This window comes from Streptomyces sp. NPDC017056 (assembly GCF_044332485.1).
GTDB lineage: Bacteria > Actinomycetota > Actinomycetes > Streptomycetales > Streptomycetaceae > Streptomyces.
Genome location: NZ_JBIRPD010000021.1, coordinates 121105 through 146910, shown reverse-complemented (window position 1 = coordinate 146910; position 25806 = coordinate 121105). Strand labels below are relative to the sequence as shown.

At 73.2% G+C, this 25806-nt stretch carries 23 protein-coding genes; 11 read left to right on the top strand and 12 right to left on the bottom strand.

Translation table 11 applies throughout. The features are described from left to right. The first annotated feature begins 294 nt into the window (after positions 1 to 294). Positions 295 to 633 (top strand): hypothetical protein, encoded by a 339-nt coding sequence (locus ACH4OW_RS31600; protein WP_398031216.1) that lies wholly within the window; start codon positions 295 to 297, stop codon positions 631 to 633. A gap of 344 nt (positions 634 to 977) precedes the next feature. Here ACH4OW_RS31600 and ACH4OW_RS31595 read toward each other — a convergent pair whose 3' ends face one another. Together ACH4OW_RS31595 and ACH4OW_RS31590 are read right to left on the bottom strand one after the other, a co-directional pair. After that, positions 978 to 1811, bottom strand: a complete 834-nt coding sequence (locus ACH4OW_RS31595; RefSeq protein ID WP_398031214.1) for an Fpg/Nei family DNA glycosylase — start codon at positions 1809 to 1811, stop codon at positions 978 to 980. A 62-nt stretch (positions 1812 to 1873) separates the two neighbouring features. Further along, a complete protein-coding gene (locus ACH4OW_RS31590) occupies positions 1874 to 6697 on the bottom strand; it encodes an ATP-dependent helicase (protein ID WP_398031212.1) in 4824 nt (1607 codons plus the stop codon). A 134-nt stretch (positions 6698 to 6831) separates the two neighbouring features. Between ACH4OW_RS31590 and ACH4OW_RS31585 the strand changes: the two genes are divergently transcribed. From ACH4OW_RS31585 to ACH4OW_RS31575, 3 genes are all read left to right on the top strand, one after another. Beyond that, positions 6832 to 7722: an AraC family transcriptional regulator gene (locus ACH4OW_RS31585; protein ID WP_398031211.1), complete on the top strand. Its 891-nt coding sequence runs from the start codon at positions 6832 to 6834 to the stop codon at positions 7720 to 7722. Between the two features lie 106 nt (positions 7723 to 7828). Beyond that, positions 7829 to 8662 (top strand): AzlC family ABC transporter permease, encoded by an 834-nt coding sequence (locus ACH4OW_RS31580; RefSeq protein ID WP_398031236.1) that lies wholly within the window; start codon positions 7829 to 7831, stop codon positions 8660 to 8662. Then, positions 8659 to 8967 carry an AzlD domain-containing protein gene (locus ACH4OW_RS31575; protein WP_398031209.1) on the top strand — a complete coding sequence of 103 codons (309 nt, stop codon included), beginning with the start codon at positions 8659 to 8661 and terminating at the stop codon, positions 8965 to 8967. Before ACH4OW_RS31580 ends, ACH4OW_RS31575 begins: the two co-directional genes overlap by 4 nt. A 65-nt stretch (positions 8968 to 9032) precedes the next feature. Here ACH4OW_RS31575 and ACH4OW_RS31570 read toward each other — a convergent pair whose 3' ends face one another. Both ACH4OW_RS31570 and ACH4OW_RS31565 read right to left on the bottom strand, forming a co-directional pair. Further along, positions 9033 to 10394 (bottom strand): MFS transporter, encoded by a 1362-nt coding sequence (locus ACH4OW_RS31570; RefSeq protein WP_398031208.1) that lies wholly within the window; start codon positions 10392 to 10394, stop codon positions 9033 to 9035. Positions 10395 to 10561: 167 nt separating this feature from the next. Beyond that, positions 10562 to 11488 carry a hypothetical protein gene (locus ACH4OW_RS31565; protein ID WP_398031206.1) on the bottom strand — a complete coding sequence of 309 codons (927 nt, stop codon included), beginning with the start codon at positions 11486 to 11488 and terminating at the stop codon, positions 10562 to 10564. Between the two features lie 257 nt (positions 11489 to 11745). On the opposite strand from ACH4OW_RS31565, the gene ACH4OW_RS31560 reads away from it, so the two are divergent. From ACH4OW_RS31560 to recX, 4 genes are all read left to right on the top strand, one after another. Continuing rightward, positions 11746 to 11940 (top strand): DUF3046 domain-containing protein, encoded by a 195-nt coding sequence (locus ACH4OW_RS31560; RefSeq protein WP_360138793.1) that lies wholly within the window; start codon positions 11746 to 11748, stop codon positions 11938 to 11940. Between the two features lie 135 nt (positions 11941 to 12075). Further along, positions 12076 to 13347, top strand: coding sequence for an AI-2E family transporter (locus ACH4OW_RS31555; RefSeq protein ID WP_398031204.1), 1272 nt, complete (start codon positions 12076 to 12078; stop codon positions 13345 to 13347). A 364-nt stretch (positions 13348 to 13711) separates the two neighbouring features. Next, positions 13712 to 14839 (top strand): recombinase RecA, encoded by a 1128-nt coding sequence (gene recA / locus ACH4OW_RS31550; protein ID WP_360138799.1) that lies wholly within the window; start codon positions 13712 to 13714, stop codon positions 14837 to 14839. A gap of 6 nt (positions 14840 to 14845) precedes the next feature. Beyond that, complete coding sequence (gene recX, locus ACH4OW_RS31545; RefSeq protein ID WP_398031201.1) at positions 14846 to 15541, top strand: recombination regulator RecX; 696 nt, start codon at positions 14846 to 14848, stop codon at positions 15539 to 15541. 314 nt (positions 15542 to 15855) lie between these two features. Here the strand turns inward: recX and ACH4OW_RS31540 are convergent, their stop codons facing one another. The 8 genes from ACH4OW_RS31540 to ACH4OW_RS31505 all read right to left on the bottom strand — a co-directional run bounded on the left by ACH4OW_RS31540 (position 15856) and on the right by ACH4OW_RS31505 (position 22701). Next, on the bottom strand, positions 15856 to 16233 hold the full coding sequence (locus ACH4OW_RS31540; RefSeq protein WP_360138805.1) for a rhodanese-like domain-containing protein: 378 nt from the start codon (positions 16231 to 16233) through the stop codon (positions 15856 to 15858). Beyond that, a complete protein-coding gene (locus ACH4OW_RS31535) occupies positions 16230 to 16769 on the bottom strand; it encodes a cysteine dioxygenase (RefSeq protein ID WP_398031199.1) in 540 nt (179 codons plus the stop codon). The genes ACH4OW_RS31540 and ACH4OW_RS31535 overlap by 4 nt, the downstream gene beginning before the upstream one ends. Positions 16770 to 16845: 76 nt before the next feature. Continuing rightward, positions 16846 to 16932, bottom strand: coding sequence for a putative leader peptide (locus tag ACH4OW_RS31530; protein WP_324607239.1), 87 nt, complete (start codon positions 16930 to 16932; stop codon positions 16846 to 16848). 33 nt (positions 16933 to 16965) lie between these two features. Beyond that, positions 16966 to 18906: an FAD-dependent monooxygenase gene (locus ACH4OW_RS31525; protein ID WP_398031198.1), complete on the bottom strand. Its 1941-nt coding sequence runs from the start codon at positions 18904 to 18906 to the stop codon at positions 16966 to 16968. A gap of 169 nt (positions 18907 to 19075) precedes the next feature. Then, positions 19076 to 20038, bottom strand: a complete 963-nt coding sequence (locus tag ACH4OW_RS31520) for an amino acid ABC transporter permease (RefSeq protein WP_398031196.1) — start codon at positions 20036 to 20038, stop codon at positions 19076 to 19078. Beyond that, positions 20035 to 20682 (bottom strand): amino acid ABC transporter permease, encoded by a 648-nt coding sequence (locus ACH4OW_RS31515; RefSeq protein ID WP_360138817.1) that lies wholly within the window; start codon positions 20680 to 20682, stop codon positions 20035 to 20037. The genes ACH4OW_RS31520 and ACH4OW_RS31515 overlap by 4 nt, the downstream gene beginning before the upstream one ends. 269 nt (positions 20683 to 20951) lie before the next feature. Then, the gene (locus ACH4OW_RS31510; protein ID WP_360138820.1) at positions 20952 to 21860 is read right to left on the bottom strand and encodes a glutamate ABC transporter substrate-binding protein; all 909 of its coding nucleotides are present in this window, start codon (positions 21858 to 21860) and stop codon (positions 20952 to 20954) included. Positions 21861 to 21915: 55 nt separating this feature from the next. After that, positions 21916 to 22701: an amino acid ABC transporter ATP-binding protein gene (locus ACH4OW_RS31505; protein WP_360138823.1), complete on the bottom strand. Its 786-nt coding sequence runs from the start codon at positions 22699 to 22701 to the stop codon at positions 21916 to 21918. Between the two features lie 343 nt (positions 22702 to 23044). Here ACH4OW_RS31505 and ACH4OW_RS31500 point away from each other — a divergent pair, with 343 nt between their 5' ends. From ACH4OW_RS31500 to ACH4OW_RS31490, 3 genes are all read left to right on the top strand, one after another. Then, positions 23045 to 23785, top strand: a complete 741-nt coding sequence (locus ACH4OW_RS31500) for a response regulator transcription factor (protein WP_360138826.1) — start codon at positions 23045 to 23047, stop codon at positions 23783 to 23785. Positions 23786 to 23804: 19 nt separating this feature from the next. Then, positions 23805 to 25214 carry a HAMP domain-containing sensor histidine kinase gene (locus ACH4OW_RS31495; RefSeq protein ID WP_360138829.1) on the top strand — a complete coding sequence of 470 codons (1410 nt, stop codon included), beginning with the start codon at positions 23805 to 23807 and terminating at the stop codon, positions 25212 to 25214. A gap of 239 nt (positions 25215 to 25453) precedes the next feature. Next, on the top strand, positions 25454 to 25657 hold the full coding sequence (locus ACH4OW_RS31490) for a cold-shock protein (RefSeq protein ID WP_030020343.1): 204 nt from the start codon (positions 25454 to 25456) through the stop codon (positions 25655 to 25657). Positions 25658 to 25806 lie beyond the last annotated feature (149 nt).

Here is a 25806-nt window from a genome sequence, read left to right as displayed (position 1 = left end):
GTCGGGGCGGTGATCACTCAGTGCAGCGTATGAGAAGACGAACGGCGGACCGGGGAGGTACGGGCCGGAGCCGGAACGGTCCGCGTGCCGGGCCCGGCACGCGGCCGGGGCGGGCGGCCTGGATGCGGCGCGTGCGGAGCCGGGCGAAAATGCCGGGAAGACAGAGATCAGCGGAGCTCACTGAGGACGAGCAGGGACGAGCCGGCCTCGTCCACCCGTTCGCGCCGGTTGTGCCCCGGTGCGCCCTCCCGCTGGACGGTTGCGCCCGTCTAGCGTCGACCGGAGGAGGCAGCCATGAACTGGCACGCGTTCTTTGCCCGGTCCGGCATATCCCCGGCCCGGCTGGTGGCCGGGGCCGCTTTCGGGGGCTTGTGGTGGTGGGCGGTACTGCGGCTGACGCTCTGGCCCGGTACGCCCGGGATCGTCGAGGGGGCGGTGGCGGCGGGGGGATGGGGGCTGAGCCTGTTGCCGGTGCACTGCGTGCCGTGGGCGGAGCGCGGGCGGGCCGGAAGCGGGCACCGGGACGACGGGTTCCTCGGGCGGGTTCTCGGGCGCGCCGAGGACGTGCTGCGGGACGGCGTCACCAGGGCATGGCGACGCCGCCGTTGGGGCGGCGGATCCGGCCGGTCGTGAGGGCCGAGGCGTCCGAGGCCGGATGCGGGACGGTGTGGGCGACGTAGGACGGCGTGGGCGGCGTCGGACGGCGTGGGCGGCGTCGGCGGCCTCACCCACCCGGCCCAGGGGAGTTCTGCGGATCATGGCGCTCCGGCGTGCTGCCGTTCTCCGGCCGTGTGCCGGGCGGTCATGTGCCGGGCGGTCATGGGCATGCGGACCCGGACCGGTGCGAGGCGGCGACCTGGGCGCGGTCGGCGCCGTGCACGGTGGCCCCGGTCTCGGCGATCCCGGTCTCGGCGATCCCGTCAATTGGCCTGCGTGTCGAGAATTGGCCTGCGTGTCGAGCAGGTTGGGGCTGACCGTTACGGGCTGCCGCCGTCCGGCGGGCTGCTGCCGTTCGGCGGGGTGGTGTCGTCCGGTTGGCAGGCGGGGCACCAGAAGGTGACGCGTTCCTGGGTGGCCGGGCCCTGCTCCCCGGTACGGATCGGTGTGCCGCAGCGGAAACAGGGGCGGCCGGCGCGGCCGTACACCCACTGGCGGCGGTCCGGGCGGGCGCTCGGCGTCGTGACGCGGGCGAGCCGGTCCTTGTTGGCTTCCAAGAGCTTCTTGGCGAGGGCGGTCGCGCGCTCCGGGGCGGGCAGCCGGCCGATGGGCAGCCACGGCGAGGCGCGCAGCAGGAAGCACAGCTCGCACTTGAAGACGTTGCCGATGCCCGCCAGGTTGCGCTGGTCGAGGAGGGCTTCGCCGAGGGCGCGGTCCGGGTCGGCGAGCAGGCGGCGCAGGGCCTCGGCCGGGTCCCAGTCGGGGCCCAGCAGGTCGGGGCCCAGGTGGCCGACGGCGTCCGCCTCGTCGGCGGTGTGCAGGAGTTCGAGGACGGGGAGGCGGTAGCCGACGGCGGTGCGGTCGGCGGTGGCGAGGATCGCGCGGATCTGGTGGGCGGGGCCGCCGCGCCAGCGTTCGGCCGGTGCGTAGATCTTCCAGGCGCCGTCCATGCGCAGGTGCGAGTGGAGGGTCAGGCCACCCGTGACGCGGGTGAGCAGGTGCTTGCCGCGCGGTACCACTTCCAGAACCGTACGGCCGGACAGGTCGGTGGTGGCCAGCTTCGGCACACGCAGGTCGCAGCGGGTCAGCGGCTTACCGGCCAGCGCTTCGTGCAGGCGGCGGGCGGTGCGCCAGACGGTGTCGCCTTCGGGCATGGGGCCATTGTGCCGGGTACGGGGGCGCAGGGCCGGGCGCGGGCGGGCGCGGCCCTGCGGGGTCAGGGGCGCAGGCGGAAGCCGCGCGGGGTGGGGTGGAAGCCGGCTTCCTCCAGGGCGGGGGCGAGCGGGGCGGTGAGGGCGGCGGCGCCGTTCACGCGCTCCACGGTGATCGTGCCGAGGGCGCCCGCGCGGGCGGCGTCGGTGAGGGCTTCGAGGGCGAGCCGGATGCGGGTGCCGGCCGGTGAGCCGCCATCGGGCGCGGCGTCCGGCGCGGACTGCGTCCAGGCCAGCAGCGTCTTGCCGCCGCGCTCCATGTAGAGCGTCAGCTCGCCGTCGACGAGGACGACGAGCGAGCCCGCCTTGCGGCCCGGTTTGTGCGTCGAGCCGTCGGGCGGCTCGGGCCAGGACAGGGCGGCACCGTACGCGTTCGCCGGGTCGGCGGCGGCCAGCACCAGCGCCCGCTGCGGCCCGGTCGTACGGCGGCTTCCCTGCGTGGGCGCATCGTCCTGGGCGAACTCGTCGGCGCTGCGCTCCCGGCTGGTGTTGACCGCGCGCAGCCGGTCGACGGCGCCGTCCATCGCGAACTGCGCCGCGCCCAGCCCCTCGACCACATAGCCGCGCCGGGCCTGGCCGGTCTCCTCGAAGGCGGCCAGGACCCGGTACGCGGCGGAGAACCCGCCCTCGACGCCCTCGGCGGCGACGGCGCCGCGGGTGACGACGCCGTGGCGGTCCAGGAGCGTGCGGGCCAGGGCGTGGGCGCGGTGGGTGGGGTCCGGTTCGGCGTCGGGGAGCAGCGACCAGCGTCCGGCGACGGTCGGCGGGCCGGAGCGGGAGGCGGTGGGGCGGCCCGTACGGCCGGTGGCGGCGGACAGCGTGCCGTACCGGCCGCGGGGGACGGCGCGCTTGGCCCGGTGGGCGGTGGAACCGGACGTGCGGCCCGAGCCGAGCAGCGCGCGGAGCGGGGCGAGGGTGTCGTTGGTGAGGCGGCCCGACCAGGCCAGGTCCCACAGGGCGTCGGCCAGTTGGGGGTCCGTGCACTCGGGGTGGGTGGTGGCGCGGACCTGGTCGGCGAGCTGGCGGAAGAAGAGGCCGTAGCCGGGGGCGAGGGCCTGGAGGACGGAGTGGTGCAGGGGGGACAGCTCCAGCGGGTGCGGTGGCGGCAGGAGCAGCGGGGCGGTGTCGGCGAGATACAGGGAGACCCAGCCGTCCTTGCCGGGAAGCGCGCCGGCGCCGGCCCACAGCACCTCGCCGGTGGAGGTCAGCTCGTCGAGCATCGCCGGGGCGTAGTCGCCGACCCGGGACGGCAGGACCAGCTTTTCGAGGGCGGAGGCGGGCACGGCGGCACCCTGCAACTGCTCGACGGCGCGGACCAGGCCGTCGATGCCGCGCAGGCTGTACGACCCGCCGCGCCGCGCCGCCGCACCGTGCTGCGCCGGGGGCAGCAGGTGTCCCACCTGCTGCCACTGCGGGAGGAAGGACGCCAGCGCGGCGGGCGGTACGGGCTCCAGCTCGTGCCGCAGCGCGGCCAGGGACCGGCGGCGCAGGCGGCGGAGCACCTGGGCGTCGCACCATTCCTGGCCGATTCCGGAGGGGTGGAATTCCCCTTGGACCACGCGGCCTGCTGCGGCGAGCCGATGGAGGGCGCCGTCCGTGACGGCCGTGCCGAGGCCGAAGCGGGCGGCGGCCTGGTCGGAGGTGAACGGGCCGTGCGTACGGGCGTAGCGGGACAGGAGGTCGCCGAGGGGGTCCTTGACGGGCTCGGTGAAGGACTCGGGGACGCCGACCGGCAGGGCCGTACCGAGGGCGTCGCGCAGCCGGCCCGCGTCCTCGATGGCGGCCCAGTGGTCCTGGCCCGCGATGCGGACGGTGATGGCCCGGCGGGCGGCCGCCAGCTCCCGTACCCATGAGGGATCGGCGCCCCGCTCGGACAGTTCGGCGTCGGTGAGCGGCCCGAGCATCCGCAGCAGGTCGGCCACGCCCTCGGCGTCCTTGACCCGGCGGTCCTCGGTCAGCCACTGGAGCTCGCTCTCCAGCTCGGTCAGCACGTCCGCGTCGAGCAGCTCGCGCAGTTCGGCCTGGCCGAGCAGCTCGGCGAGCAGCCGGGAGTCCAGGGAGAGGGCGGCGGCCCGGCGCTCGGCGAGCGGGGAGTCGCCCTCGTACAGGAACTGGGCGACGTAGCCGAACAGCAGGGAGCGCGCGAAGGGGGACGGCTCCGGGGTGGTGACCTCGACGAGGCGGACCCGGCGGGCCTCCACGTCGCCCATCAGCTCCGCCAGGCCGGGCACGTCGAAGACGTCCTGGAGGCACTCGCGGACGGCCTCCAGGACGATCGGGAAGGACCCGAACTCGCCTGCCACCTGGAGGAGCTGGGAGGCGCGCTGGCGCTGCTGCCACAGAGGCGTGCGCTTGCCGGGGGTACGGCGGGGCAGCAGCAGGGCGCGGGCCGCGCACTCGCGGAACCGGGAGGCGAACAGCGCCGAGCCGCCCACCTGGTCCGTGACCACCCGGTCGACCTCGCCCTTGTCGAAGACGACGTCGGCGGCGCCGACGGGGGACTGCTCGGGGTCGTACTCGATGCCGCGGGCCGCCGGGTCGAAGTCGCCGGTGTCGCTGTCGAGCAGGTCCAGGCCCATCAGGTCCGCGTCGGGCAGGCGCAGCACGATGCCGTCGTCGGCGTGCATGACCTGCGCGTCCATGCCGTACCGCTCGGCGAGGCGCGCCCCGAGGGCGAGCGCCCAGGGAGCGTGCACCTGCGCGCCGAACGGCGAGTGGACCACCACCCGCCAGTCGCCCAGCTCGTCACGGAAGCGCTCGACCACGATGGTGCGGTCGTCCGGCACATGGCCGCAGCTCTGCTTCTGCTCGGCGAGGTACGCGAGGACGTTGCCCGCCGCCCAGTCGTCCAGGCCGGCGGCGGCCAGCCGCTCGCGGGCGGCCTCCGGGGAGAGCGAACCGATCTCGCGCAGGAACGCGCCCAGCGCGCGGCCCAGTTCGAGGGGGCGGCCCAGCTGGTCGCCCTTCCAAAAGGGCAGCCGTCCCGGCACCCCGGGGGCGGGGGAGACCAGCACCCGGTCACGGGTGATGTCCTCGATGCGCCAGGACGTCGTACCGAGCGTGAAGACGTCGCCGACGCGGGACTCGTAGACCATCTCCTCGTCCAGCTCGCCCACCCGTCGCCCGCCGCCACCCCGAGTGGAGGCGCTTCGCGCCGCAGCATCTGATGGGCCACCGCCCTTCTTCGGGTCGGCACCGGCCAGGAAGACGCCGAACAGCCCGCGGTCGGGGATCGTGCCGCCGGAGGTGACGGCCAGCCGCTGCGCCCCCGGCCGCCCGGTGACCGTCTGCGCCACGCGGTCCCACACGACGCGGGGCCGCAACTCGGCGAAGGCGTCGGAGGGGTAGCGGCCCGCGAGCATGTCCAGGACGCCGTTGAACGCCGACTCGGGCAGGGTCGCGAAGGAGGCCGCACGGCGCACCAGGGCCAGCAGCTCCGCCACGTCCCAGGTGTCCATCGCGGCCATCGCGACGAGCTGCTGGGCCAGCACGTCCAACGGGTTGGCGGGGACGCGCAGGGACTCGATGGAACCCGACCGCATCCGCTCCGTGACCACGGCGGCCTGCACCAGGTCGCCGCGGTACTTGGGGAAGACCACGCCCCGCGAGACCGCGCCGACCTGGTGGCCGGCGCGCCCCACCCGCTGGAGGCCGGAGGCGACCGACGGCGGGGACTCCACCTGGACCACCAGGTCGACCGCGCCCATGTCGATGCCCAGCTCCAGGCTGGACGTGGCGACCACGGCGGGCAGCCGGCCCGCCTTGAGGTCCTCCTCCACCTGGGCGCGCTGCTCCTTGGACACGGAGCCGTGGTGCGCGCGGGCCAGCAGCGCGGGCGCGCCCTTGGCGGCGCCCGCCTCGGCCATCAGCTCGGCGGGGGAGTGGTCCTCGGGCAGCGCCTCGCCGGTGGCGCGCTCGTACGCGATCTCGTTGAGCCGGTTGCACAGGCGCTCGGCGAGGCGCCGGGAGTTGGCGAAGACGATCGTCGAGCGGTGGGCCTGGACGAGGTCGGCGATCTTCTCCTCGACATGCGGCCAGATGGAGGGCTTCTCTCCGGTGTCGCCCTCCTTGACGGGGGAGCCGCCCAGCTCGCCCAAATCCTCGACAGGGACCACGACCGACAGGTCGAACTCCTTGCCGGACGGCGGCTGGACGATCTCCACCCGGCGCTGCGGCGACAGATAGCGGGCGACCTCCTCCACCGGCCGCACCGTCGCCGACAGGCCGATACGGCGGGCCGGACGCGGCAGCAGCCGGTCGAGCCGCTCCAGGGAGAGCGCGAGGTGGGCGCCGCGCTTCGTGCCGGCGACGGCGTGCACCTCGTCCACGATCACCGTCTCGACGCCCTCCAGCGCCTCCCGGGCCGAGGAGGTCAGCATGAGGAACAGCGACTCGGGGGTCGTGATGAGGATGTCCGGCGGCCTGGTGGCGATCGCACGGCGCTCGGCGGCCGGGGTGTCGCCGGAGCGGATGGCCACCCGGATGTCGGGCTCGGGCAGCCCGAGGCGGACGGACTCCTGGCGGATGCCCGTCAGCGGGCTGCGCAGATTGCGCTCGACGTCGACCGCGAGGGCCTTGAGCGGGGACACGTACAGCACCCGGCAGCGCTTCTTCGGCTCGGCGGGCGGGGGCACGCTCGCGAGCCGGTCGAGCGAGGCCAGGAAGGCGGCCAGGGTCTTGCCGGAGCCGGTCGGCGCGACCACGAGCACGTCGGAGCCCTCGCCGATGGCCCGCCAGGCGCCCTCCTGCGCGGCGGTGGGCGCGCGGAACGCCCCCGTGAACCAGTCGCGGGTCGCGGGGGAGAACGAGTCGAGCGCTGCCTTGGCCATGCCCCCCATCGTGCTACGGACCACTGACAATCGACGGTGACCCGCCGTTGACCAGCGGTGATGGCGGGTGTCCCGGCCCGTCCGGCGACTGGACGCGCGGCCCGCGGCCCGCCGCGCGGGAGCACAATGACGCCATGATCGGACACGGGGCGGAGGACACCGGACGGACGGGTGGGGAGTGGGCCCGGCACTGGCAGTACGCCGGGCTGCCGGGCCTGGACCTGCTGCGCGCCCGCTACGTCCGGCACGCCTTCCCCCGCCACTCGCACGACGGCTACGTCCTGGGTGGCGTCACCGGCGGCGTCGAACGCGTCGGGCTGCCGGACGGCGTCCTGGAAGCCGGGCACGGCGGCATCGTCATGATCAACCCGGAGGTGCCGCACACCGCGCAGGCCGGCGCCCCGGAAGGGTGGGCGTACTTCACGCTCTACCCTTCCGCGCGGCTCGTCGCCGATATCGCCGCCGAGACGACCACGCTGACCGGCACCGTCGGGTTCGCCGAGACGGTCGCCGACGACCCCGAGGCCGTACGCCTGGTGCACGGAGTGCACCGCGCGGCCGAGGAGGGCAACGCGCTCGCCGCCGACAGCCTGCTGCGGATCGTGGTCGCCCGGCTGCTGCGGCGGCACGGCGGCCCGCTGCCGGTGCGTACGCCCACCGCGGCAGGGGCGCGCACGGCCGGACGCGCCAGGGCCCTCCTGGAAGAACGGCTGACGGCGCCGCCGTCCCTGGAGGAGCTGGCGCGCGAGCTGGGCACCAGCCCGTTCGCCCTGCTTCGCGCCTTCAAGAAGGCGTACGGGATGCCGCCGCACGCCTGGCTCACGGACGCCCGCGTGCGCCGCGCCCGCCGCCTTCTGGACGCGGGAACGGCGCCGGCGGACGCGGCCGTCGCCGTCGGCTTCACCGACCAGCCGCACCTGAACCGGCACTTCACCCGGATCGTGGGCGTGCCGCCGGGCGCGTACCGGCGCGAGCGGGCGGTGGGCGCAAGAACGTACAAGACCGCGGACCACGCGCCTTCCTAGTGTCCGACGCGTGCCACAACAGACAGAGCAAACAGAGCCAACAGAGCAGATAAAGCCAACAGAGCGGATAGAGCAGACGGAGCAGATAGAGCAGGCGGAGCAGCCACTGATACCTGGGCGCGAAGCGGGAGGTGAGCCGCTTCGCGCCGCGGACAAGCCCGGTTCCGCCGTCGTCAGGGACGCGCTCGGCGTCGGGGTCGCCGTCGGCCTCTCCGGCTTCGCCTTCGGGGTGACCTCGGCGGGCGCGGGCCTGACACTGCTGCAATCCTGCGCGCTGAGCCTGCTGGTGTTCACCGGAGCCTCGCAGTTCGCGCTGGTCGGCGCGCTGGCCGCGGGCGGCAATCCATTCACCGCGGCGGCCGGGGCGTTCTTCCTGGGCACCCGCAACGCGTTCTACGGGCTGCGGCTGTCCGGCCTCCTCGGCTACCGGGCGGCGGTCCGGCCGTTCGCCGCCCACTGGATCATCGACGAGACCTCGGCCGTCGCCCTGGCCCAGCCGGACCGGCGCAGCGCGCGCCTCGGGTTCACAGTCACCGGACTCTCCCTGTACGCCCTGTGGAACCTCACCACCCTCGCCGGCGCGATGGGGGCGGAGGCCCTCGGCGACACGGACGCCTGGGGGCTGGACGCGGCCGGCCCCGCGGTCTTCGTGGCGCTGCTCGCGCCCATGCTCAAGCAGGTCGTCGAGCGGGTCGCGGCGGGGCTCGCGATCGTGCTCCTCCTGGTCACGATGCCGCTGCTGCCGGCGGGAGTTCCGGTGCTCGTCGCGGCGCTGGCCGCGCCCGCCGTCCTCTGCCTGGAGGGCCGCGGGGGCCGTACGCGTACCCCGGATGCGGGACGGGCGGGCGCACGGGAGGCAGCGGCCGGCGACGCGCGAGAGACGGACGCGCGAGAGACGGACATACGAGAGAAGGACGTGCGAGAGGGGGATGCACGGTGAGCGTCTGGATCGCGATCGGCGTCACCGCCGTGGGCTGCTACCTGGTGAAATACCTCGGCCTCCTGGTGCCGGCCGGCGCCCTGGAACGGCCGCTCGTCAAACGCCTCGCCGCCCTGCTGCCGGTGGCCCTGCTCGCCGCACTCGCCGCACAGGAGACCTTCAGCGACGGGCAGTACCTCCTGGTCGACGCCAAGGTGGCGGGCATCGGAGCCGCGGTGGTGGCGTTGCTGCTGCGCGCGCCGTTCCTGCTGGTCGTGGCGGTCGCGGTGGCGGTTACGGCGGGAGTGCGGGCGCTGGGCGGGTGACGGAGGCCCAGGGTGACGGTGTCTCAGGGGTGCGGCGGCTCTGGGGATGACGGCGGCTCTCCTTCCTAGGCCGCCTCCCCGGCCCTCGGAAGCGTGGCCTCCGGCACCCCCAGCCGCCGTGCGTCCCGCTCGGGGCGCAGGAAGAGCGCCACGACCACACCCGCCGCGATCACCAGGCCCGCCATCACCCCGTACGCGCGGAGGTACCCGTCCGCGACCGTCTCCCCGGCGTCCGCCAGCCGCCCCGTGAGCGGCGGCGCCAGGATGCCGGCGAGGGCGAAGACGCAGGTCAGCGTGCCGAGGGCGACGCCGCGCCGCTCCGCGGGGGAGATCCGGGAAATCGAGGTCTGCGCCACCGTCACGATGATGTCCGAGACGGCCATCGGCCCGAGCAGCAGGACGGCCTTCAGCCACAGCACGTCCGTCGCGGCGAAGGCCAGGGTGGCCGCCCCGGAGAGGAGCAGCACCAACCCGTTCTTCACCCCTGAGGGGAGCGGGATGTGGGGGCGCAGGCCGGCTGCCGCGCGCCGGCCGGCGCGCTGGACGAGCAGGCCGTGGACCAGCATCGCGGCGCCCTTGGCCAGCGCGGCCAGCATGATCAGCAGGCTGGCCTGCCGCAGCCCGAGCCCGCCGACCTCCTGGAAATAGTCGGCGGCCCAGGTGAGCGTCGCCGACACCGTCCAGTAGGCGGCGAAGGTGCCGGCGGCGGCCGACAGCCAGGTACCGGAGAGCAGCAGCTTCCGGTACGGGACCGGGTTGCCGTCCTCGGAGACGGCACCGGCGGGCCGCCGCCCCACCGGGGGCGCCAGCGGCCCTTCCTTGCCGTACCGGTGCCAGAGCGCCGCCCACAGCAGCCCCGCCAGGCCGACCACACCGAACGCCCAGCGCCAGCCCCAGGAGTGGGTCACCGCCCCGAGTACCGGCGCCGCGACGGCGACGCCCGCTGTCGCGCCCACCAGGAGCGCGGCGGTGGGGAGCGTACGGTCCCGCTGTTCGAACCAGCCGTGCAGGTGGTGCACGGCCACCGGAGTCGCGGGCCCCTCCGCCACGCCCAGGAGCACCCGGGTGGCGACCAGGACGCCGAAGCCTGCCGCGGCGAACAGCATCGGCAACTGGGCCGCCGACCACAGAAGCGCCATGGCGAGCAGGAGAACCGGAGTGCGCACCGTGCGGGTGAGGAACGCCCCGCCGAGCGCCGCCAGGCTGAACAGCGCGAAGAACGCGGCGGACGCGGTGCCGAACTGCTCGCGGGTGAGGTGCAGGTCGGCCATCACCGGGTTGGCGACCAGACCCAGCACCGTCTTGTCGGCAGAATTGATCATCATGAAGGCGATCAACAGCCAGGTGGTGCGCCATGCTCCGGCGGCCCTGGGCGCGCCCCCGGCACCGTCCGCGTCCGGACTGTGCCGCGTACTGCCATCCGCCATGCCGAACGGCTCCTCACATGCGCCGGACACCCGTGCCGGGCCGGAACCCCCGGCCGGCCCCGATGGCACGAGTCTGGTGTCCCGGCAGCCGCGAGGGCGGCCGCCGCGCTAGGCGACTTCGACCGCGCTGTTGCTGTGGGACGTGAACGGGTTCGGCGTCCAGCGCGCTACCGGACAGTGAGACGTCCGTACGCGCGCAGGGTCAGCAGTGCCTTGACCGTCACCATCGGGCGGGCTTCCAGGGCCGTCCCGGGAGTCCACACACGCCAGTTCAAGGGCCAGCCCCCGTCCTCCTCCTGGAGGGCGGCTAGGTGGCCCAGGGCCCGGTCGATCTCCGCGTCCGTGAACCAGCGGCGGGCGAGCGCGTCAGGCGCGGCCGCGTAGTCGTACGCGAAGTGGTGCTCACCTGGTGCGTAGCCTTCGGAGACCGGAGTGTGCGCCGCCTCGTCCGGCTCCAGGAGGACCAGCCCCTGCCCGCGCACCAGCACGCCCAGACGGTGCGCTGCCGCCTCGGCACGCGGCCGGTCCGGCGCGCCCTCCAGGAAGGCGAGCGCCGCCTCGACTTCGTACGGATGGGTGCTCTCCAGGGACTCCACCGCCTGCCAGCAGAAGTCCGTGGCCCGGAACAGCCACGCGTGCCACACCTCGTTGCGGTGCAGCAGACCCACGACGGGCCCGGTGGCCAGCAGATCGCTCGGCGGGGCGTCGGGCACCGGGAGCCACGGGGCGGCCGGATACCCGCGCAAGGAGGGGTGCACGGCGGGCAGCGCGCCCTGCGCGGTCGACACCTCGGTCAGGTACCGGCAGACCCGTTCGGCCCGCTGCCCGCCGCAGCGCCCGATGAGGTCGAGGACATACAGAGCGTGCGCCGCGTGCAGCGGCTGGCTGACCGGACCTCGCAGGTCGGGCTCCAGGGCGTGCCCGTAGCCGCCGTCGGGGTTCGCGTACGCGGCGAGCGCGGCCTCGACGCCGTCCGCCGTCCCGTCCAGGAAGTGGTACGCGAAGCGGCGCTGTTCGAGCACCCGGGCAGTGAGCCAGATGAAGCGCTCGGCACGCGCCAGTGAGGTCGGCTGTGGTGCTCCGTTTTCCGCCATGCCCCGACGGTAGGGCCGCGGCCGCCCACCGACACCGGCAGCGGCGCGGCTGCACTCTCAGGGGCGGGGGGCGGGAGGTACGCGGTTGACGGCCTTCCGGCAGCGGGCGCGGCTTCGGCACACCGGCCCGGGCTTTACGCTGCGTACCTACACGCACTCCATGCCCGACGTGCGGACACGACGTCGCGCCGGCATGGCGACGGGGGCGGTGCGGTACGAGGAACGTGCAGGTCAGAGTGAGTGCGGGAGCGGAACGTATGCGGTTGACGGACTTCTGGGAGCGGATGGCGGAGCACTTCGGCGAGTCCTACGCCGACTCCTTCGCGCGTGATCACGTGATGTCGGGGCTCGGCGGGCGGACCGTCCACGAGGCGCTGGCGGCCGGATGGGACGCCAAGGAGGTCTGGCGGGTGGTCTGCGTGACGATGGACGTTCCGTACGACAAGCGCTGAGCCGCGGGGCGGGCGGGGCGCCGGGAGGGCCGGGAGGGCCGGGAAGCGCCCGCACGGAGGTATCGAGCGGTACCGGACGGACGCGGCGAGCGGGGCAGGGCGGGGGTTGTCAGTCCCGTGCGCGACACTTGGCCCGTGCCAGCGACCGAGAATCCCACCAGCCACGACGACCGACGACCCGGCGAGCCCGCAGCGCGGATGCCACGCTGGCTGCCCCGCGCCATGGTGCTGGCGCTCGCCCTCGTGGCCTGTTTCCAGCTCGCCAGCTGGGCGTTCCACCAACTGATCTCGCTGTTGCTGAACGTGCTGATCGCCTTCTTCCTCGCCCTGGCCGTCGAGCCGGCCGTGGACTGGATGGCCGCCCGCGGCCTGCGGCGCGGAGCCGCCACCGGCCTGGTGTTCCTGGGCATACTCGTCGGGACCGCGGGCTTCTTCGCGCTCCTCGGCTCGATGCTCGCGGGGCAGATCGCCACCATGGTGCAGGAGTTCCCGCAGTACCTGGATTCGGTGATCAGCTGGATCAACACCACCTTCCACACCCACCTCTCGCGGGTCGAGGTGCAGAACAACCTGCTCAAATCCGACTGGTTGCAGAAGTACGTCCAGGACAGCGCCAACAACGTCCTCGCCGTCTCCGCGACCGTCCTGGGCAGCCTGTTCAACCTCCTGACCGTGGCGCTCTTCTCCTTCTACTTCGCCGCCGACGGCCCCCGGCTGCGCCGCGCCCTGTGCTCCGTCCTGCCGCCGTCCCGGCAGGCCGAGGTGCTGCGCGCCTGGGAGATCGCGGTCGCCAAGACCGGCGGGTACCTGTACTCCCGCGGTCTGATGGCGCTGATCTCCGGCATCGCGCACTACGTCCTGCTGGAGATCCTGGGCGTCCCGTACGCCCCCGCGCTCGGCATGTGGGTGGGCCTGGTCTCCCAGTTCATCCCGACCATCGGCACCTACCTCGCGGGCGCGCTGCCGATCCTGATCGCCTTCACCGTCAATCCCTGGTACGCGGTGTGGGTGTTCGGGTTCGTCGTGGTCTACCAGCAGTTCGAGAACTACCTCCTCCAGCCGCGCATCACGGCCAAGACCGTGGACATCCACCCGGCCGTCGCCTTCGGATCGGTGATCGCCGGTACGGCTCTGATGGGCGCGGTCGGCGCGTTGATCGCCATCCCGGCGACCGCGACGCTGCAGGCGTTCCTCGGGGCGTACGTGAAGCGGTACGAGGTCACGGACGACGTACGGGTACAGGGCGGCGCGCGGCGCCGCCGCGCCTCCTCGGCCCTGCGGCGGCTGCGGCACTCCCTGCACGCCGAGCCGCCGGCCGCGCCGCTGGACGAGCGCGGTACCGGCGAGGAGGGGGACAAGCACGGCAGGGACGGCAGGGACGGCAGGGACGGCAAGAAGGATGCCTAGGGGAGTGCGAGGGCCGATGGCCGCGGCGCCGCGGCCGCGATCCCGCTGCCGCCGCCTGTGACGGTGACGTCCCGGGCGGCATATCGACGATGGGCTGCACGGCCTCGGGGGCGGCCGAGGCGTCCTCGTACGGGCTGCTTGGTGCGGCTTGCGAACTCCGCGATCAGCGCGCGGCGCGCGGGGCGGGCGTGGTGCGCTTGACACCAAAATCGAACGTCTATTCTTATGGGACGTCCGACCCGTGTTTCCGCCCGAGTTTCCGGGAGTTATCCACAGGCCGGAGCCGGGTCCGGGCGCATTGTCAGTGGCAGGCGTTAGCGTCATGGACGTGAAGCGATCGACTCAAGCAAACCGGGTGGAAGCCATGGCAGGCACTGACCGCGAGAAGGCGCTGGACGCCGCACTCGCACAGATTGAACGGCAATTCGGCAAGGGCGCCGTGATGCGCATGGGCGAGCGCCCGAACGAGCCCATCGAGGTCATCCCCACCGGGTCGACCGCCCTCGACGTCGCCCTCGGCGTGGGCGGCATCCCGCGCGGCCGTGTGGTGGAGGTCTACGGCCCGGAGTCCTCCGGTAAGACGACCCTGACCCTGCACGCGGTGGCGAACGCGCAGAAGGCCGGCGGCTCCGTCGCCTTCATCGACGCCGAGCACGCGCTCGACCCCGAGTACGCCAAGAAGCTGGGCGTGGACACGGACGCGCTGATCCTGTCCCAGCCGGACAACGGCGAGCAGGCCCTGGAGATCGTGGACATGCTGGTCCGCTCCGGCGCGCTCGACCTCATCGTGATCGACTCGGTCGCCGCGCTGGTGCCCCGGGCCGAGATCGAGGGCGAGATGGGCGACTCCCACGTGGGTCTCCAGGCCCGTCTGATGAGCCAGGCGCTGCGGAAGATCACCAGCGCGCTCAACCAGTCCAAGACCACCGCGATCTTCATCAACCAGCTCCGCGAGAAGATCGGCGTGATGTTCGGCTCGCCGGAGACCACGACCGGTGGCCGCGCCCTGAAGTTCTACGCCTCGGTGCGCATCGACATCCGCCGTATCGAGACCCTCAAGGACGGCACCGAGGCGGTCGGCAACCGCACCCGCTGCAAGGTCGTCAAGAACAAGGTCGCCCCGCCCTTCAAGCAGGCCGAGTTCGACATCCTGTACGGCCAGGGCATCAGCCGCGAGGGCGGCCTGATCGACATGGGCGTGGAGCACGGCTTCATCCGCAAGTCCGGCGCCTGGTACACCTACGAGGGCGACCAGCTCGGCCAGGGCAAGGAGAACGCCCGCAACTTCCTCAAGGACAACCCCGACCTCGCCAACGAGGTGGAGAAGAAGATCAAGGAGAAGCTGGGCATCGGCGTGAAGCCGCAGGAACTGGCGGAGCCCGGCGCGGACGCGGCGGGTGCGGAGGCCGGCGCGGAGGCCCCGGCCAAGTCCGTACCGGCACCGGCCGCCAAGGGCGCCAAGGGTTCCAAGGCCGCCGCGGCCAAGAGCTAGTCCACCGTGACGCGGCGAACGGAATGGCCCGACGACCACGGCTTCGGCCACGGTGGCGGAGCCGGTCACGTCGGGGGGCGTGACGGCGACGAAGGCCGGGGCGGGAGCGGCAGCGCCGCGGGCGGCGCCGAGAACCGTAGGAAACGCAAGGACGGCGGTGGTTTCTCCTCGTCGAGGGCCGAGGCGGGGCCGCCGCGTACGCCCGAGGAGCAGGCGCGGGCGATCTGCCTGCGCCTGCTCACCGGGTCCGCGCGGACGCGCAAGCAGCTCGGGGACGCCCTGCGCGAGCGGGGCATCCCCGAGGAGGCCGCGCAGGAGGTGCTGTCCCGCTTCGAGGAAGTGGGGCTGATCGACGACGCGAAGTTCGCGGACGCCTGGGTGGAGTCCCGCCACCACGGCAGAGGGCTGGCGCGCCGCGCGCTCGCCCGCGAACTGCGCACCAAGGGCGTCGACCCGGCGACGGTGGACACGGCCCTCGGGCAGCTGGACTCCGAGCAGGAGGAGCGCACGGCCCGCGAGCTGGTCGACCGCAAGCTGCGGACGACCCGCGGCCTGGACCGGGAGAAGCGGATACGGCGCCTGGCGGGGATGCTGGCCCGCAAGGGGTACGCCGAGGGGCTGGCCCTGCGCGTGGTCCGGCAGGCGCTGGAGGAGGAGGGGGAGGACCCGGAGCTGATGGAGTATCACCTGCCCGAGGTGTGAGGGAGAGGCGTGAGACGAGCGAGGCGTGGGGAGAGGCGTAGGAGCGAGGTGTGAGGCGGGGCGTGAGGGCGAAGCTGGTGCCGAGCCCGGCGCATCCTGACGTAACCCAACCCCGTACGGCCCGTTCCGGACGCACCCCGCCCCGACCCCGCACGGCCCGCTCCGGACGTCCCCCGACCCGGCGAGCGCCGCCCCGGCCCCGCACGGCGAGCGCCACCCCAGCCCTCGTACGGCAGCCCCAGCCCCCCTCCAGGCAGGGACCGGGCCGGAAGGCTTGCCTGGTCCCCGTGTGCCGGTCCCCGTGTGCGTGTGCCTCAGGCGGAGATCGGCAGGCCCGCTGTGCGCCAGGCTTGGAAGCCGCCTACCAGGTCCGTTGCCCGGTACAGGCCCAGCTGGCGCAGGGACACGGCTGCCAGGCTCGACGCGTAACCCTCGTTGCAGATCACCACGATCGGCAGGTCGTGGCCGGTGGCCTCGGGGGCGCGGTGGTCGCCCGTGGGGTCGAGGCGCCACTCCAGCTCGTTGCGCTCGACGACCAGCGCGCCGGGGATCGTGCCGTCGCGCTCACGCAGGGCCGCGTAACGGATGTCCACCAGGAGCCCGCCGTCCCGCTGGAGCGTCGCGGCCTGCTGCGGTGTCACCCGTTCCAGTTCGGCGCGCGCCGCCTCCAGAAGTGCGTCGACCGCGCTCACGACCAGTCCTCCGGGCGCTCGACCTCTTCGAGCCGCAGGACCGGGCCGGTGCGGCTGTAGCGCCGCATCAGCGGCAGCGGCGGGTAGTAGGCGTGCACCGAGACGGCGTGGGTGTCTTCGGAGATGTTGAGTACCTGGTGGACGTGGTGGGGGCCGAAGGCGCGGCCGCGGCCGTCGGCCAGCTTCCGTTCCCGGTCCACGCCGTCCGCCAGTTCCAGCGTCTTCCAGCCTTCGGTGGGCAGTTGGGTGGCGAGCGACTGTTCGGTCAGTTCGCCCGTGGCGGCGGCGAACGCGCCGTGCGAGCCGCCGTGGTCGTGCCAGCCGGTGCCCGTGCCGGGCGGCCAGCCGATCAGCCACGCCTCGCTGCCGCCGGGCCCGTCCAGGCGGATCCAGGTGCGGCCTTCGGGGTCGAGGGGGAGTGAGGCGACGAGCACGGCGTCCGCGGCGGTGCGGCGGACGAAGTCGAGGAGGTCGGCGGCGCCGGGTCCGCCGGTGGCGGGAGGCCGCGGGCGCGCGGGAGTACGTACGTCGGGCACAGGAACCGTCCTGAGTGATCGCGAAAGGGCGCGCGGGCGGCGTGGGACGCGGCGGCGCGCGGGGAAAGAAGGCGGATCAGCAGGACGGACGACACACACAGCCCGCGTAGCGGACCAGGTCCAGATGGACCCTCCGCCAGAATCGCGAACCGTTTTCCGTCACGTTCCGGAGTCAAGCACGCGGCTTCCCGCAGGGTCAACCGCCGATCGATCGGACCTCGGCCCCGGAGACGTCCCGGGCGGCCTCCCCCTCCACATGCGGAAACGGCTCTCCGGAAGGCGGCGGCTCGTCGGCCGGTCGCGCATCGAAGGAGGGCCCGGGCCCCTGGGAAGCCGTACCGCCCGCTCCGCCCGCCGGGAGAGCCAGGGCGGCCTCGGCCCGCCCCGTCGGCCCGCCCGTCGCGTTCGCCGGTCCGCTCGTCGCGTTCCCCGGCCCGCCCATCGCGTTCCCCGGCCCTTCGGGCCCCGCCGCCCCGCCCCGTACCGCGTCCGCGCACGCGTACAGCTCCGCCGGGCGGACGCCGCCCAGCGCCGCGACCAGGTGCCCGTCCGGCCGTACGACCAGCACGGTGTGCGCGACCGCGCCCGGATACGCCTCCGCGACCAGCACTTCGGCCCGCATCGGCAGTGCGGTCACCGTCTTGGACAGCCGTGGCATCAGGCCGGCGGACTTCCAGTGCCGCTGCTCCCACACGCCCGTGCCGGGCGCCACCAGCACCACCAGCAGTCCCCGGCCGAGCCGTTGGCGCAGTGGTACGTGCGAGCCGTCGGGGGCCGTCACCGGGACGTCGGCGACCGGCGCGCCGGGCCGCGTGCCGACCGCCACCGTGCAGGCGGGATCGGTGACCGGCGCGAGCGGGGAGCGGGCGTACGCGGGGGGCGCGCCGAGCGGTCCGCGCCCCAGGTGCCCATCGGTGAGCATGGCCGTGTGCCCGCGGGCGGCCCCGGGGAGCACGGTCCGCCAGCGGCCGCCGCGCTCGCCGTCGCGCAGCAGCGGCAGCGCCTGGTCGGCGGCGCGCAGCCGGGCCGTGACCGCGCCCCTGCGCTCCGCCTGGTAGCTGTCCAGCAGGGCTTCGGAAGCGCCCTGGTGCCAGGCCAGTGCCAGTTTCCACGCCAGGTTCTCGGCGTCCCGCAGTCCCTCGTCCAGGCCCTGGGTGCCGAGCGCGCCGAGTAGGTGCGCCGCGTCCCCGGCGAGGAAGGCGCGCCCGCGCCGCCAGCGCCGCGCCAGGCGGTGGTGGACGGTGTGCACGCCGGTGTCGAGCAGTTCGTACGGCGGGACGAGCGGGCCGTCGGAGCCCTTGGGGGCGTGCGCCGGCGCAGCGCCGGCGCGCACCTCCGGGCCCGCGCTCGCGCCCGACCCGGTGCCCGCCGCCGCCTCGGCGGTCCACACCGCCAGCGAATCGCGGATACGGGCCACCAGCGCGTCAGGAGTGACCAGGTCCCGGCCGGGCGGCAGCAGCCAGTCCAGCCGCCACACCCCGCCGGGCAGCGGCCTGGCCGTCACCTCGCCGCCCGAGCCGCCGCCGCCCTGCCGCGCGGGCGCGCGGTGCAGCAACGCCTCGCCGGGCCAGGGAAGTTCGGTGCGGAGTGCCGCCACCGCGTGGCGCTCGACCGCCGTACGGCCGGGGAAGCGGATCTCCAGCAGTTTGCGGACCGTGGAGCGGGGGCCGTCGCAGCCGACCAGGTAACTGCCGCGCCACCAGATCCCGCTGGCGCCGCGGGTGTGGGCGCTGACCCCGCGCTCGTCCTGCCGTAGTTCGTCCAGCCGGCAGCCGCCGACGACCTGGACGAGGGGCTCGCGCGTGAGCGCGGACCGCAGGGCCTGGGTCAGCGCGTGCTGCGGCACGTGTACGGGGGAGGCGGTGTCGGTGCCGAATTCCACCCGTTCCAGCAGCCTGCGGCGGCGCACCGAGCGCCAGGCCGTCCACCGGGTGCCGGCCTGGTCAAGGGCGGGACCGCAGCCCAGCCGGCTCAGGAGCGCGGTGGTGTCGGGGCGCAGCACGACCGTACGGGCGGGCCGGGGGTCGCCGGGGCCCGGGGCCTCGTCCAGGACGAGGCACGGGACGTCGAGGCGGGCGAGGGAGAGGGCGAGCGCGAGGCCGACGGGTCCGGCCCCGACGACGATCACCGGTTCCACGGCGCGGCCTTCCCGGTCCGCAGGTACTTACTGGACGTACGGGAACTGGCAGTTGGAGCCCGGTGCGCGATCACACAGCGTATGCAACCCATTGCGGGCGCCCGCGTCAAGTGACGGGGGCAGCGGCGCACGCGTCACTGCCCCCGTCCACGGTGTCACACCGCCGGCCTCAGGTGCCGCCGCCCACGCCGGGGAAGTCCGGCGGGCGCCGGGTGTCGGCCGGTCCTTCCGCGTGGCCGTCGGCCACGTCCAGCGCGTCGGCCGCGGTGACCGGTTCGGCGGCGCCGGCCATCACGATGCCGGTCTTGGCCCGCCGCCCGCGCCGCTCGATCCAGTTGGCCAGCCCGGACAGCGCCAGACACATCGCCACGTAGATCGCACCCGCGACGATGATCATAGGTACGTACGGGTTCTCGTCGTTGACGACGATGGTGCTGGCCATCTGCTGGATCGTGTACAGCAGTTCCTCGAAGGTGATGACGTAGCCGAGCGAGGTGTCCTTGAGGGTCACCACCAGCTGGCTGATGATCGTCGGGAGCATCGCCCGGACGGCCTGCGGGATCAGCACCGTCGTCATGACCTGCGTCTTGCTCATGCCGAGCGCGTACGCCGCCTCGCGCTGGCCCCTGGGCACCGAGTTGACGCCGGCGCGCAGGACCTCCGCCTGCACCGAGCCGTTGTAGACGGTCAGGCCGACGACCAGCGCCCAGAACTGCGGGGTGTCGCCGGTCAGGCCCAGCTCCTCCTTGTAGGAGAGCAGGATCACCCACAGGGCGTAGATCGTGATCAGCAGGGGGACGGCGCGGAAGAGTTCGATGAATCCGGTCGCCAGCCAGCGCACCGGCTTGTGGTCCGAGAGCCGGGCGACGGCGAGCAGCACGCCGAGCACCAGGGAGAGCACGGCGGCCACCGCGAAGACCTGGAGGGTCGTCAGGACGCCGTTGCGGATGTTGGTCCGCACGCCGGCGTTGTTGAAGATGTTCCACATCTCCGGCTCGAACTGGCCCTTGGCGGACAGCCGCAGCACGACGAAGACGATCAGGCCGAGGACGGCGAGCGCCCCCGCCACGGTGTAGACGCGGTTGCGGACCTTGGCCTTGGGCCCAGGGGCGTCGTAGAGGACGCTGGTCATCGGGCCACCTCCAGGCGGCGTTCGAGCAGCCGGAAGATGCCGCTGATGGCGAACGTGATGATCAAGTAGGCGAGGGCGATCCAGAGGAAGATCCAGCCGATCGGCCGGCCCTGGTCGTTGAGGAGCTTGGAGACGTTGAACAGTTCGGTGTTGCTGAAGGCGCCCGCGATGGCCGAGTTCTTGGTGAGCGCGATCAGGATGCTGCTCAGCGGCGGGATCACGGTGCGGGTGGCCTGCGGCAGGATGATCAGGCGCAGCGTCTGCACGAAGGTCATCCCGATGCTGCGCGCGGCCTCCGCCTGGCCCAGCGGCACGGTGTTGATGCCCGAGCGCACGGCTTCGCAGACGAACGAGGACGTGTAGAAGCCGAGCGCCAGGGTCGCGAGCACGAACGGGCTGGTGCCGGGGAAGAGGACCTGCGGGACGACGAAGAAGGCGACCAGGAACAGCAGGGTGAGCGGGGTGTTGCGCAGCAGCGTCACCCAGGCCGTCCCGAAGGCGCGCAGCGGGGGCACGGGCGAGACCCGGAAACCGGCTATGAGGAGGCCCAGCAGGATGGCGAGCGCCGCGCTGGCCGCGGTGAGCGACACGGTTCCGAGGAACCCGTCGCGGAACTCGGGGAGGTAGTCGAGGAGTACGTTCATGGGTTCTCCGCGGTAGCGGTCAGGGTCAGCGGCGGACGGATGGACGGCCCGGCGTGGGGCGTGCGCGGTGCGCGGCGTACGGAGGTGTGGTCCGGTGCGCGGGTGCTTCCGTGCGCCGCGTACGGAGGTACGTCGGGGTGCGCGGGGGCCCGGACGGTGTACGGGTGGGCGGCCCCGGGCGGAGCCTCAGGCACCCACGCCCCGTACGCCCGCCGAGGCGGCGTACGGGGCGTGCGGCTACGGAAGGCGGGTGGTGCGGGTGGCGCGGGTCAGTCGCGCGGCAGCGGCGTCTCCGGCGCGACGAAGCTGGTCCCGGACTTGCCGAGGGTGCCTTCGTAGGCCTTCTTGTAGTCGCCGTTCTTGATGTGCTTCTCCAGCGCGTCGGTGATCGCGTCCCGCAGCGCCTTGTCGCCCTTCATCAGGCCGACGCCGTACGGCTCCTTGGTGAACGGCTTGCCGACGACCCGCAGCTTCTTGGGCCGCTCGGCCGCGTACCCCTTGAGGATCGCGTCGTCCGTGGTGACCGCGTCCACCTGGCCGTCGAGGAGCTGCTTGACGCACAGCGAGTACTTGGCCAGCTCGGTGGTCTGCGCCCCGTACTTCGGCTTCTTGATCTCCTGGAGCGGCGTGGAGCCGACGATAGAACAGACCTTCTTGCCCTTCAGGGTGTCCGGTCCGGTGATCGTCTTGTCGTCCCTGCGCACCAGGAGGTCCGCGCCCGCGGTGTAGTACGGGCCCGCGAAGTCGACCTGCTTCTTGCGCTCGTCGTTGATCGTGTACGTGCCGACGTAGTAGTCGACCTGGCCCTTGGAGATCGCGGTCTCGCGGACGTTGGAGTCGACCGTCTTGAACTCGATCTGCTTCTCGGAGAAGCCCAGGTCGGCGGCGATCATCTTGGCGATCTCGATGTCGAAGCCGGTCCGCTTGCCGGTGGTGTCCTGGAAGCCGAGGTAGGGCTGGTCGGCCTTGGCGCCGATGACGATCTTCCCGGCCTGCTTGGCCTTCTTCCAGGCCGGCGAGTTCACGTTCGCCTTGTCGTTGACCGGGTACGTCCCGCTGTAGACCTCCCCGCCGGACGCCTTGTCGCCGGCCGTGCCCGACTCGCCGCCACATGCGGTCGCCGTCGCCGCCAGCGCGAGCGCCACCGCACCCGCCGCGGCCGTCTTACGAATCCTCATGGTGAACATCCTTTGGTTCAGCGGAAGTTGGCAATCATGATGACCGGCCGTGTGGTCAGTGGTGGAGGATCTTCGAAAGAAAGTCCTTGGCCCGGTCGCTGCGCGGGTTGTTGAAGAACTGGTTCGGCTCGGCCTCTTCGACGATGCGGCCGTCCGCCATGAAGACGACGCGGTTGGCGGCCGAGCGGGCGAAGCCCATCTCGTGCGTGACCACGACCATCGTCATGCCGTCCCGGGCGAGCTGCTGCATGACCTCCAGCACCTCGTTGATCATCTCCGGGTCCAGTGCGGAGGTCGGCTCGTCGAAAAGCATGACCTTGGGGTCCATCGCCAGGGCCCGGGCGATGGCCACCCGCTGCTGCTGGCCGCCGGACAGCTGGGCGGGGTACTTGTCCGCCTGGGTGCCGACGCCGACCCGGTCCAGCAGGGCCCGGGCCTTCTCCTCGGCCGCCTTCTTGTCGGTGCGGCGGACCTTGGTCTGGCCCAGCATCACGTTCTCCAGCACCGTCTTGTGCGCGAAGAGATTGAAGGACTGGAAGACCATGCCCACGTCGGCGCGCAGCCTTGCCAGCTCGCGCCCTTCCTGCGGCAACGGCTTGCCGTCGATCGTGATGCTCCCGGAGTCGACGGTCTCCAGGCGGTTGATCGTGCGGCACAGGGTCGATTTGCCGGACCCGGAGGGCCCGATCACCACGACCACCTCACCGCGCCGGATGGTCAGGTCGATGTCCTGGAGTACGTGCAGCGCGCCGAAGTGCTTGTTCACGTTGTCCAGCACGACCAACGGGTCGCCCGCCGGCGCGGGGCCCTTGTCGTTCTTGGTCACCGATACTTCGCTCATCGGCGTACAGCTCCGTCCTCCTCGGTTGGGGAGGACCCTAATAACGGCCTGCGACCAGCGTCATTACATCTGAGCGGGATTTGAGCATAACGATACGGCCGCGGGGCAGCACGCGGCGTGAAGGGGGGCGCGGGGGCTTCCGCGGGCCGCGGTACCGGCTGGATAACGGAACGGCCCAACCGGGGGCAGGCTCTTGACGTGCGCACCGTCCATCGTCCTAGATGCCCTGTGGCCTGTCGGTGGACGGCCGGCGCGCGCACGCATCCGCGTACGGGCGCACACTTATGCACCCACGCGCCCGGATATGCGCGTCCGGGTATGCGCTTACGGGAAAGGGGGGCCGATGCGGCTGTTGCTCGTGGAGGACGACGACCATGTCGCGGCCGCCCTGTCCGCGGTGCTGTCCCGGCACGGCTTCGACGTCACGCACGCGCGAAGCGGCGAGGAGGCCCTGCGGGCCGTGCTCCCCGGCGAGCAGTCGCCCTTCGGCGTGGTCCTGCTCGACCTGGGCCTGCCCGACCAGGACGGCTTCGAGGTGTGCGGGCGCATCCGGCGGATCAGCAGCAGCCCCGTGATCATGGTGACCGCGCGCTCCGACGTACGGTCGCGGATCCACGGCCTGAACCTCGGCGCCGACGACTACGTGGTCAAGCCCTACGACACCGGCGAACTGCTGGCCCGCATCCACGCCGTCAGCCGCCGCAACACGACGGCGCCGCCGGCCCCCGGCGAACCGCCCGCCGACGAGGGCGCCCCTCAGGAGGCGCTGCGGCTGGGCACCGTCACCATCGAACTGCCCACCCGCCAGGTCTCCGTGTGCGGCACCGCCGTACCGCTGACCCGCAAGGAGTTCGACCTGCTGGCCCTGCTCGCGCAGCGCCCCGGCGTGGTCTTCCGGCGGGAGCAGATCATCAGCGAGGTGTGGCGCACGAGCTGGGAGGGGACCGGCCGCACGCTGGAGGTGCACATCGCCTCGCTGCGCGCGAAGCTGCGGATGCCCGCGCTGATCGAGACGGTGCGCGGGGTCGGGTACCGGCTCGTGGCACCCCCGGCCGCCGTGACGCCGGCCGGCCCGGCGTCCTGAAGGCCCGCGGCGCCTCCCCGTGCGTACCCGACTCCTCCCGCTCCTGATCGTCCTGCTGGCCGGACTGCTGCTCGCACTGGGCTTCCCGCTGGCCGGCATCACCGCCGGCGTCGAACAGCAGCGGGTGGTCGTCGACCGGATCGACGACGCGGCGCGCTTCGCCTCCCTCGCCCAGTACGTCACCGCCCGCCCTGGCGCCGGCGGCAAGACGCCCGACGAGGACGAGCGCCAGTCGACGCTGAGCGCGGAGCTCAGGCGCTACCACGAGCTGTACGGCATCCGCGCCGGCGTCTTCTTCCGCGACCGCACGCCCATGGCGGCGGCGCCCGCCGACTGGTCCGTACCCGCCACCGGGGAGAGCGACCGGGCCTTCACCGAGGCGCTGGCGGGCCGCCGCAGCCACGACCCGCGCCAGGTCTGGCCCTGGGACGACGGCGGCCGCATCCCCGTCGCCTCGCCCGTCGTGCGGGACGGCGACGTGGTCGCCGTCGTCGTCACCGACTCGCCCACCGGGCAGATGCGCTCGCGCATCCTGCACAGCTGGCTGCTGATCGGCGCGGGGGAGTGCGCCGCCATGCTCGCCGCCGTCGCCGCGGCCTTCCGGCTCACCGGCTGGGTGCTGCGCCCGGTGCGCGTCCTGGACGCGGCGAGCCACGACATCGCGACCGGCCGGATGAAGTCCCGCGTCGCCGCCGCTTCCGGGCCGCCGGAACTGCGCCGCCTGGCCCGTTCGTTCAACGAGATGGCGGACAACGTCGAGAACGTGCTGGAGCAGCAGCGCGCCTTCGTCGCCGACGCCTCGCACCAGCTGCGCAACCCGCTCTCCGCGCTGCTGCTGCGCATCGAGCTGCTCGCGCTCGAACTCCCCGAGGGCAACGACGAGATCGCCTCGGTCCGCACCGAGGGCAAGCGGCTGGCCCGGGTGCTGGACGACCTCCTGGACCTCGCCCTGGCCGAGCACGCCGCCGCCGACCTCCAGCTCATCGACGTCGCCGCGCTGGCCGCCGAACGGGTCGACTCCTGGCGCCCGCTGGCCGGCGGCAAAGGGGTGCTGCTGTCCTACGAGGGACAGCGGGCCGCGACCGGCTGGGCGGACCCCATCGCCCTGTCCAGCGCCCTGGACGCCGTGGTGGACAACGCGCTGAAGTTCACCCCGGCCGGGGAGCGGGTCACCGTGTCCGCGGCCCCGGACGGCGAGCGCGTACGCATCACCGTCTGCGACCACGGCCCCGGCCTTACCGAGGAGGAACTCGCCCGCGTCGGCGACCGCTTCTGGCGCAGCGGCCGCCACCAGAACGTCTCCGGCTCGGGGCTGGGCCTGTCGATCAGCCGCGCGCTGCTCGCCGCCGGGGGCGCCACCATGACCTTCGCGCCGCACCGGCCGCACGGGCTGCGGGTGACCGTCGAGGTGCCGCGCACCGCGCCGTGACGGCCGTCACCCGCGCCCAGGGCCGCCCCGCCCGTACGGATCCGCCGGGAACACGGACGTGTGTTACCGTTGGAGATGTTGCAGTTGTGGTACCCATGAACTTTGTGCGCGCCCGGAGGCTGGAAGCCCCGGGCGTTCCTTGTTTTTACCGGACTTCTCTCCGGTGTGGGGCGATCATCTCAGCGACAGGGAGGCCGTGCAGTGCGGTCTCCGGTTTGCGCCCCAAGAAGGAGAAACACATGGCCACCGGCACCGTGAAGTGGTTCAACGCGGAAAAGGGCTTCGGCTTCATCGAGCAGGACGGCGGCGGCCCCGACGTCTTCGCCCACTACTCGAACATCCAGGCTCAGGGCTTCCGTGAGCTCCTGGAGGGCCAGAAGGTCAGCTTCGACGTGACCCAGGGCCCGAAGGGCCCGCAGGCGGAGAACATCGTCCCCGCCTGACGGACACAGCGTCCGTGGACGGGGCCCGCACCGGCCGGTGCGGGCCCCGTCCGCATCCGTGCGGCCTGAGGCCGCGCCCCCCCGCACGTGAGCACCGCAGCCGCACGACCCGCATGCGTACGCCCCGTACCCGTGCGGCCCGAGACGGA

Coding starts and splice junctions, on each gene's coding strand:
- ACH4OW_RS31600 (WP_398031216.1), top strand. CDS start 295: ATGAACTGGCACGCGTTCTTTGCCCGGTCCGGCATATCCCCGGCCCGG.
- ACH4OW_RS31595 (WP_398031214.1), bottom strand. CDS start 1,811: ATGCCCGAAGGCGACACCGTCTGGCGCACCGCCCGCCGCCTGCACGAA.
- ACH4OW_RS31590 (WP_398031212.1), bottom strand. CDS start 6,697: ATGGCCAAGGCAGCGCTCGACTCGTTCTCCCCCGCGACCCGCGACTGG.
- ACH4OW_RS31585 (WP_398031211.1), top strand. CDS start 6,832: ATGATCGGACACGGGGCGGAGGACACCGGACGGACGGGTGGGGAGTGG.
- ACH4OW_RS31570 (WP_398031208.1), bottom strand. CDS start 10,394: ATGGCGGATGGCAGTACGCGGCACAGTCCGGACGCGGACGGTGCCGGG.
- ACH4OW_RS31565 (WP_398031206.1), bottom strand. CDS start 11,488: ATGGCGGAAAACGGAGCACCACAGCCGACCTCACTGGCGCGTGCCGAG.
- ACH4OW_RS31560 (WP_360138793.1), top strand. CDS start 11,746: ATGCGGTTGACGGACTTCTGGGAGCGGATGGCGGAGCACTTCGGCGAG.
- recA (WP_360138799.1), top strand. CDS start 13,712: ATGGCAGGCACTGACCGCGAGAAGGCGCTGGACGCCGCACTCGCACAG.
- ACH4OW_RS31520 (WP_398031196.1), bottom strand. CDS start 20,038: ATGACCAGCGTCCTCTACGACGCCCCTGGGCCCAAGGCCAAGGTCCGC.
- ACH4OW_RS31515 (WP_360138817.1), bottom strand. CDS start 20,682: ATGAACGTACTCCTCGACTACCTCCCCGAGTTCCGCGACGGGTTCCTC.
- ACH4OW_RS31510 (WP_360138820.1), bottom strand. CDS start 21,860: ATGAGGATTCGTAAGACGGCCGCGGCGGGTGCGGTGGCGCTCGCGCTG.
- ACH4OW_RS31505 (WP_360138823.1), bottom strand. CDS start 22,701: ATGAGCGAAGTATCGGTGACCAAGAACGACAAGGGCCCCGCGCCGGCG.
- ACH4OW_RS31500 (WP_360138826.1), top strand. CDS start 23,045: ATGCGGCTGTTGCTCGTGGAGGACGACGACCATGTCGCGGCCGCCCTG.
- ACH4OW_RS31490 (WP_030020343.1), top strand. CDS start 25,454: ATGGCCACCGGCACCGTGAAGTGGTTCAACGCGGAAAAGGGCTTCGGC.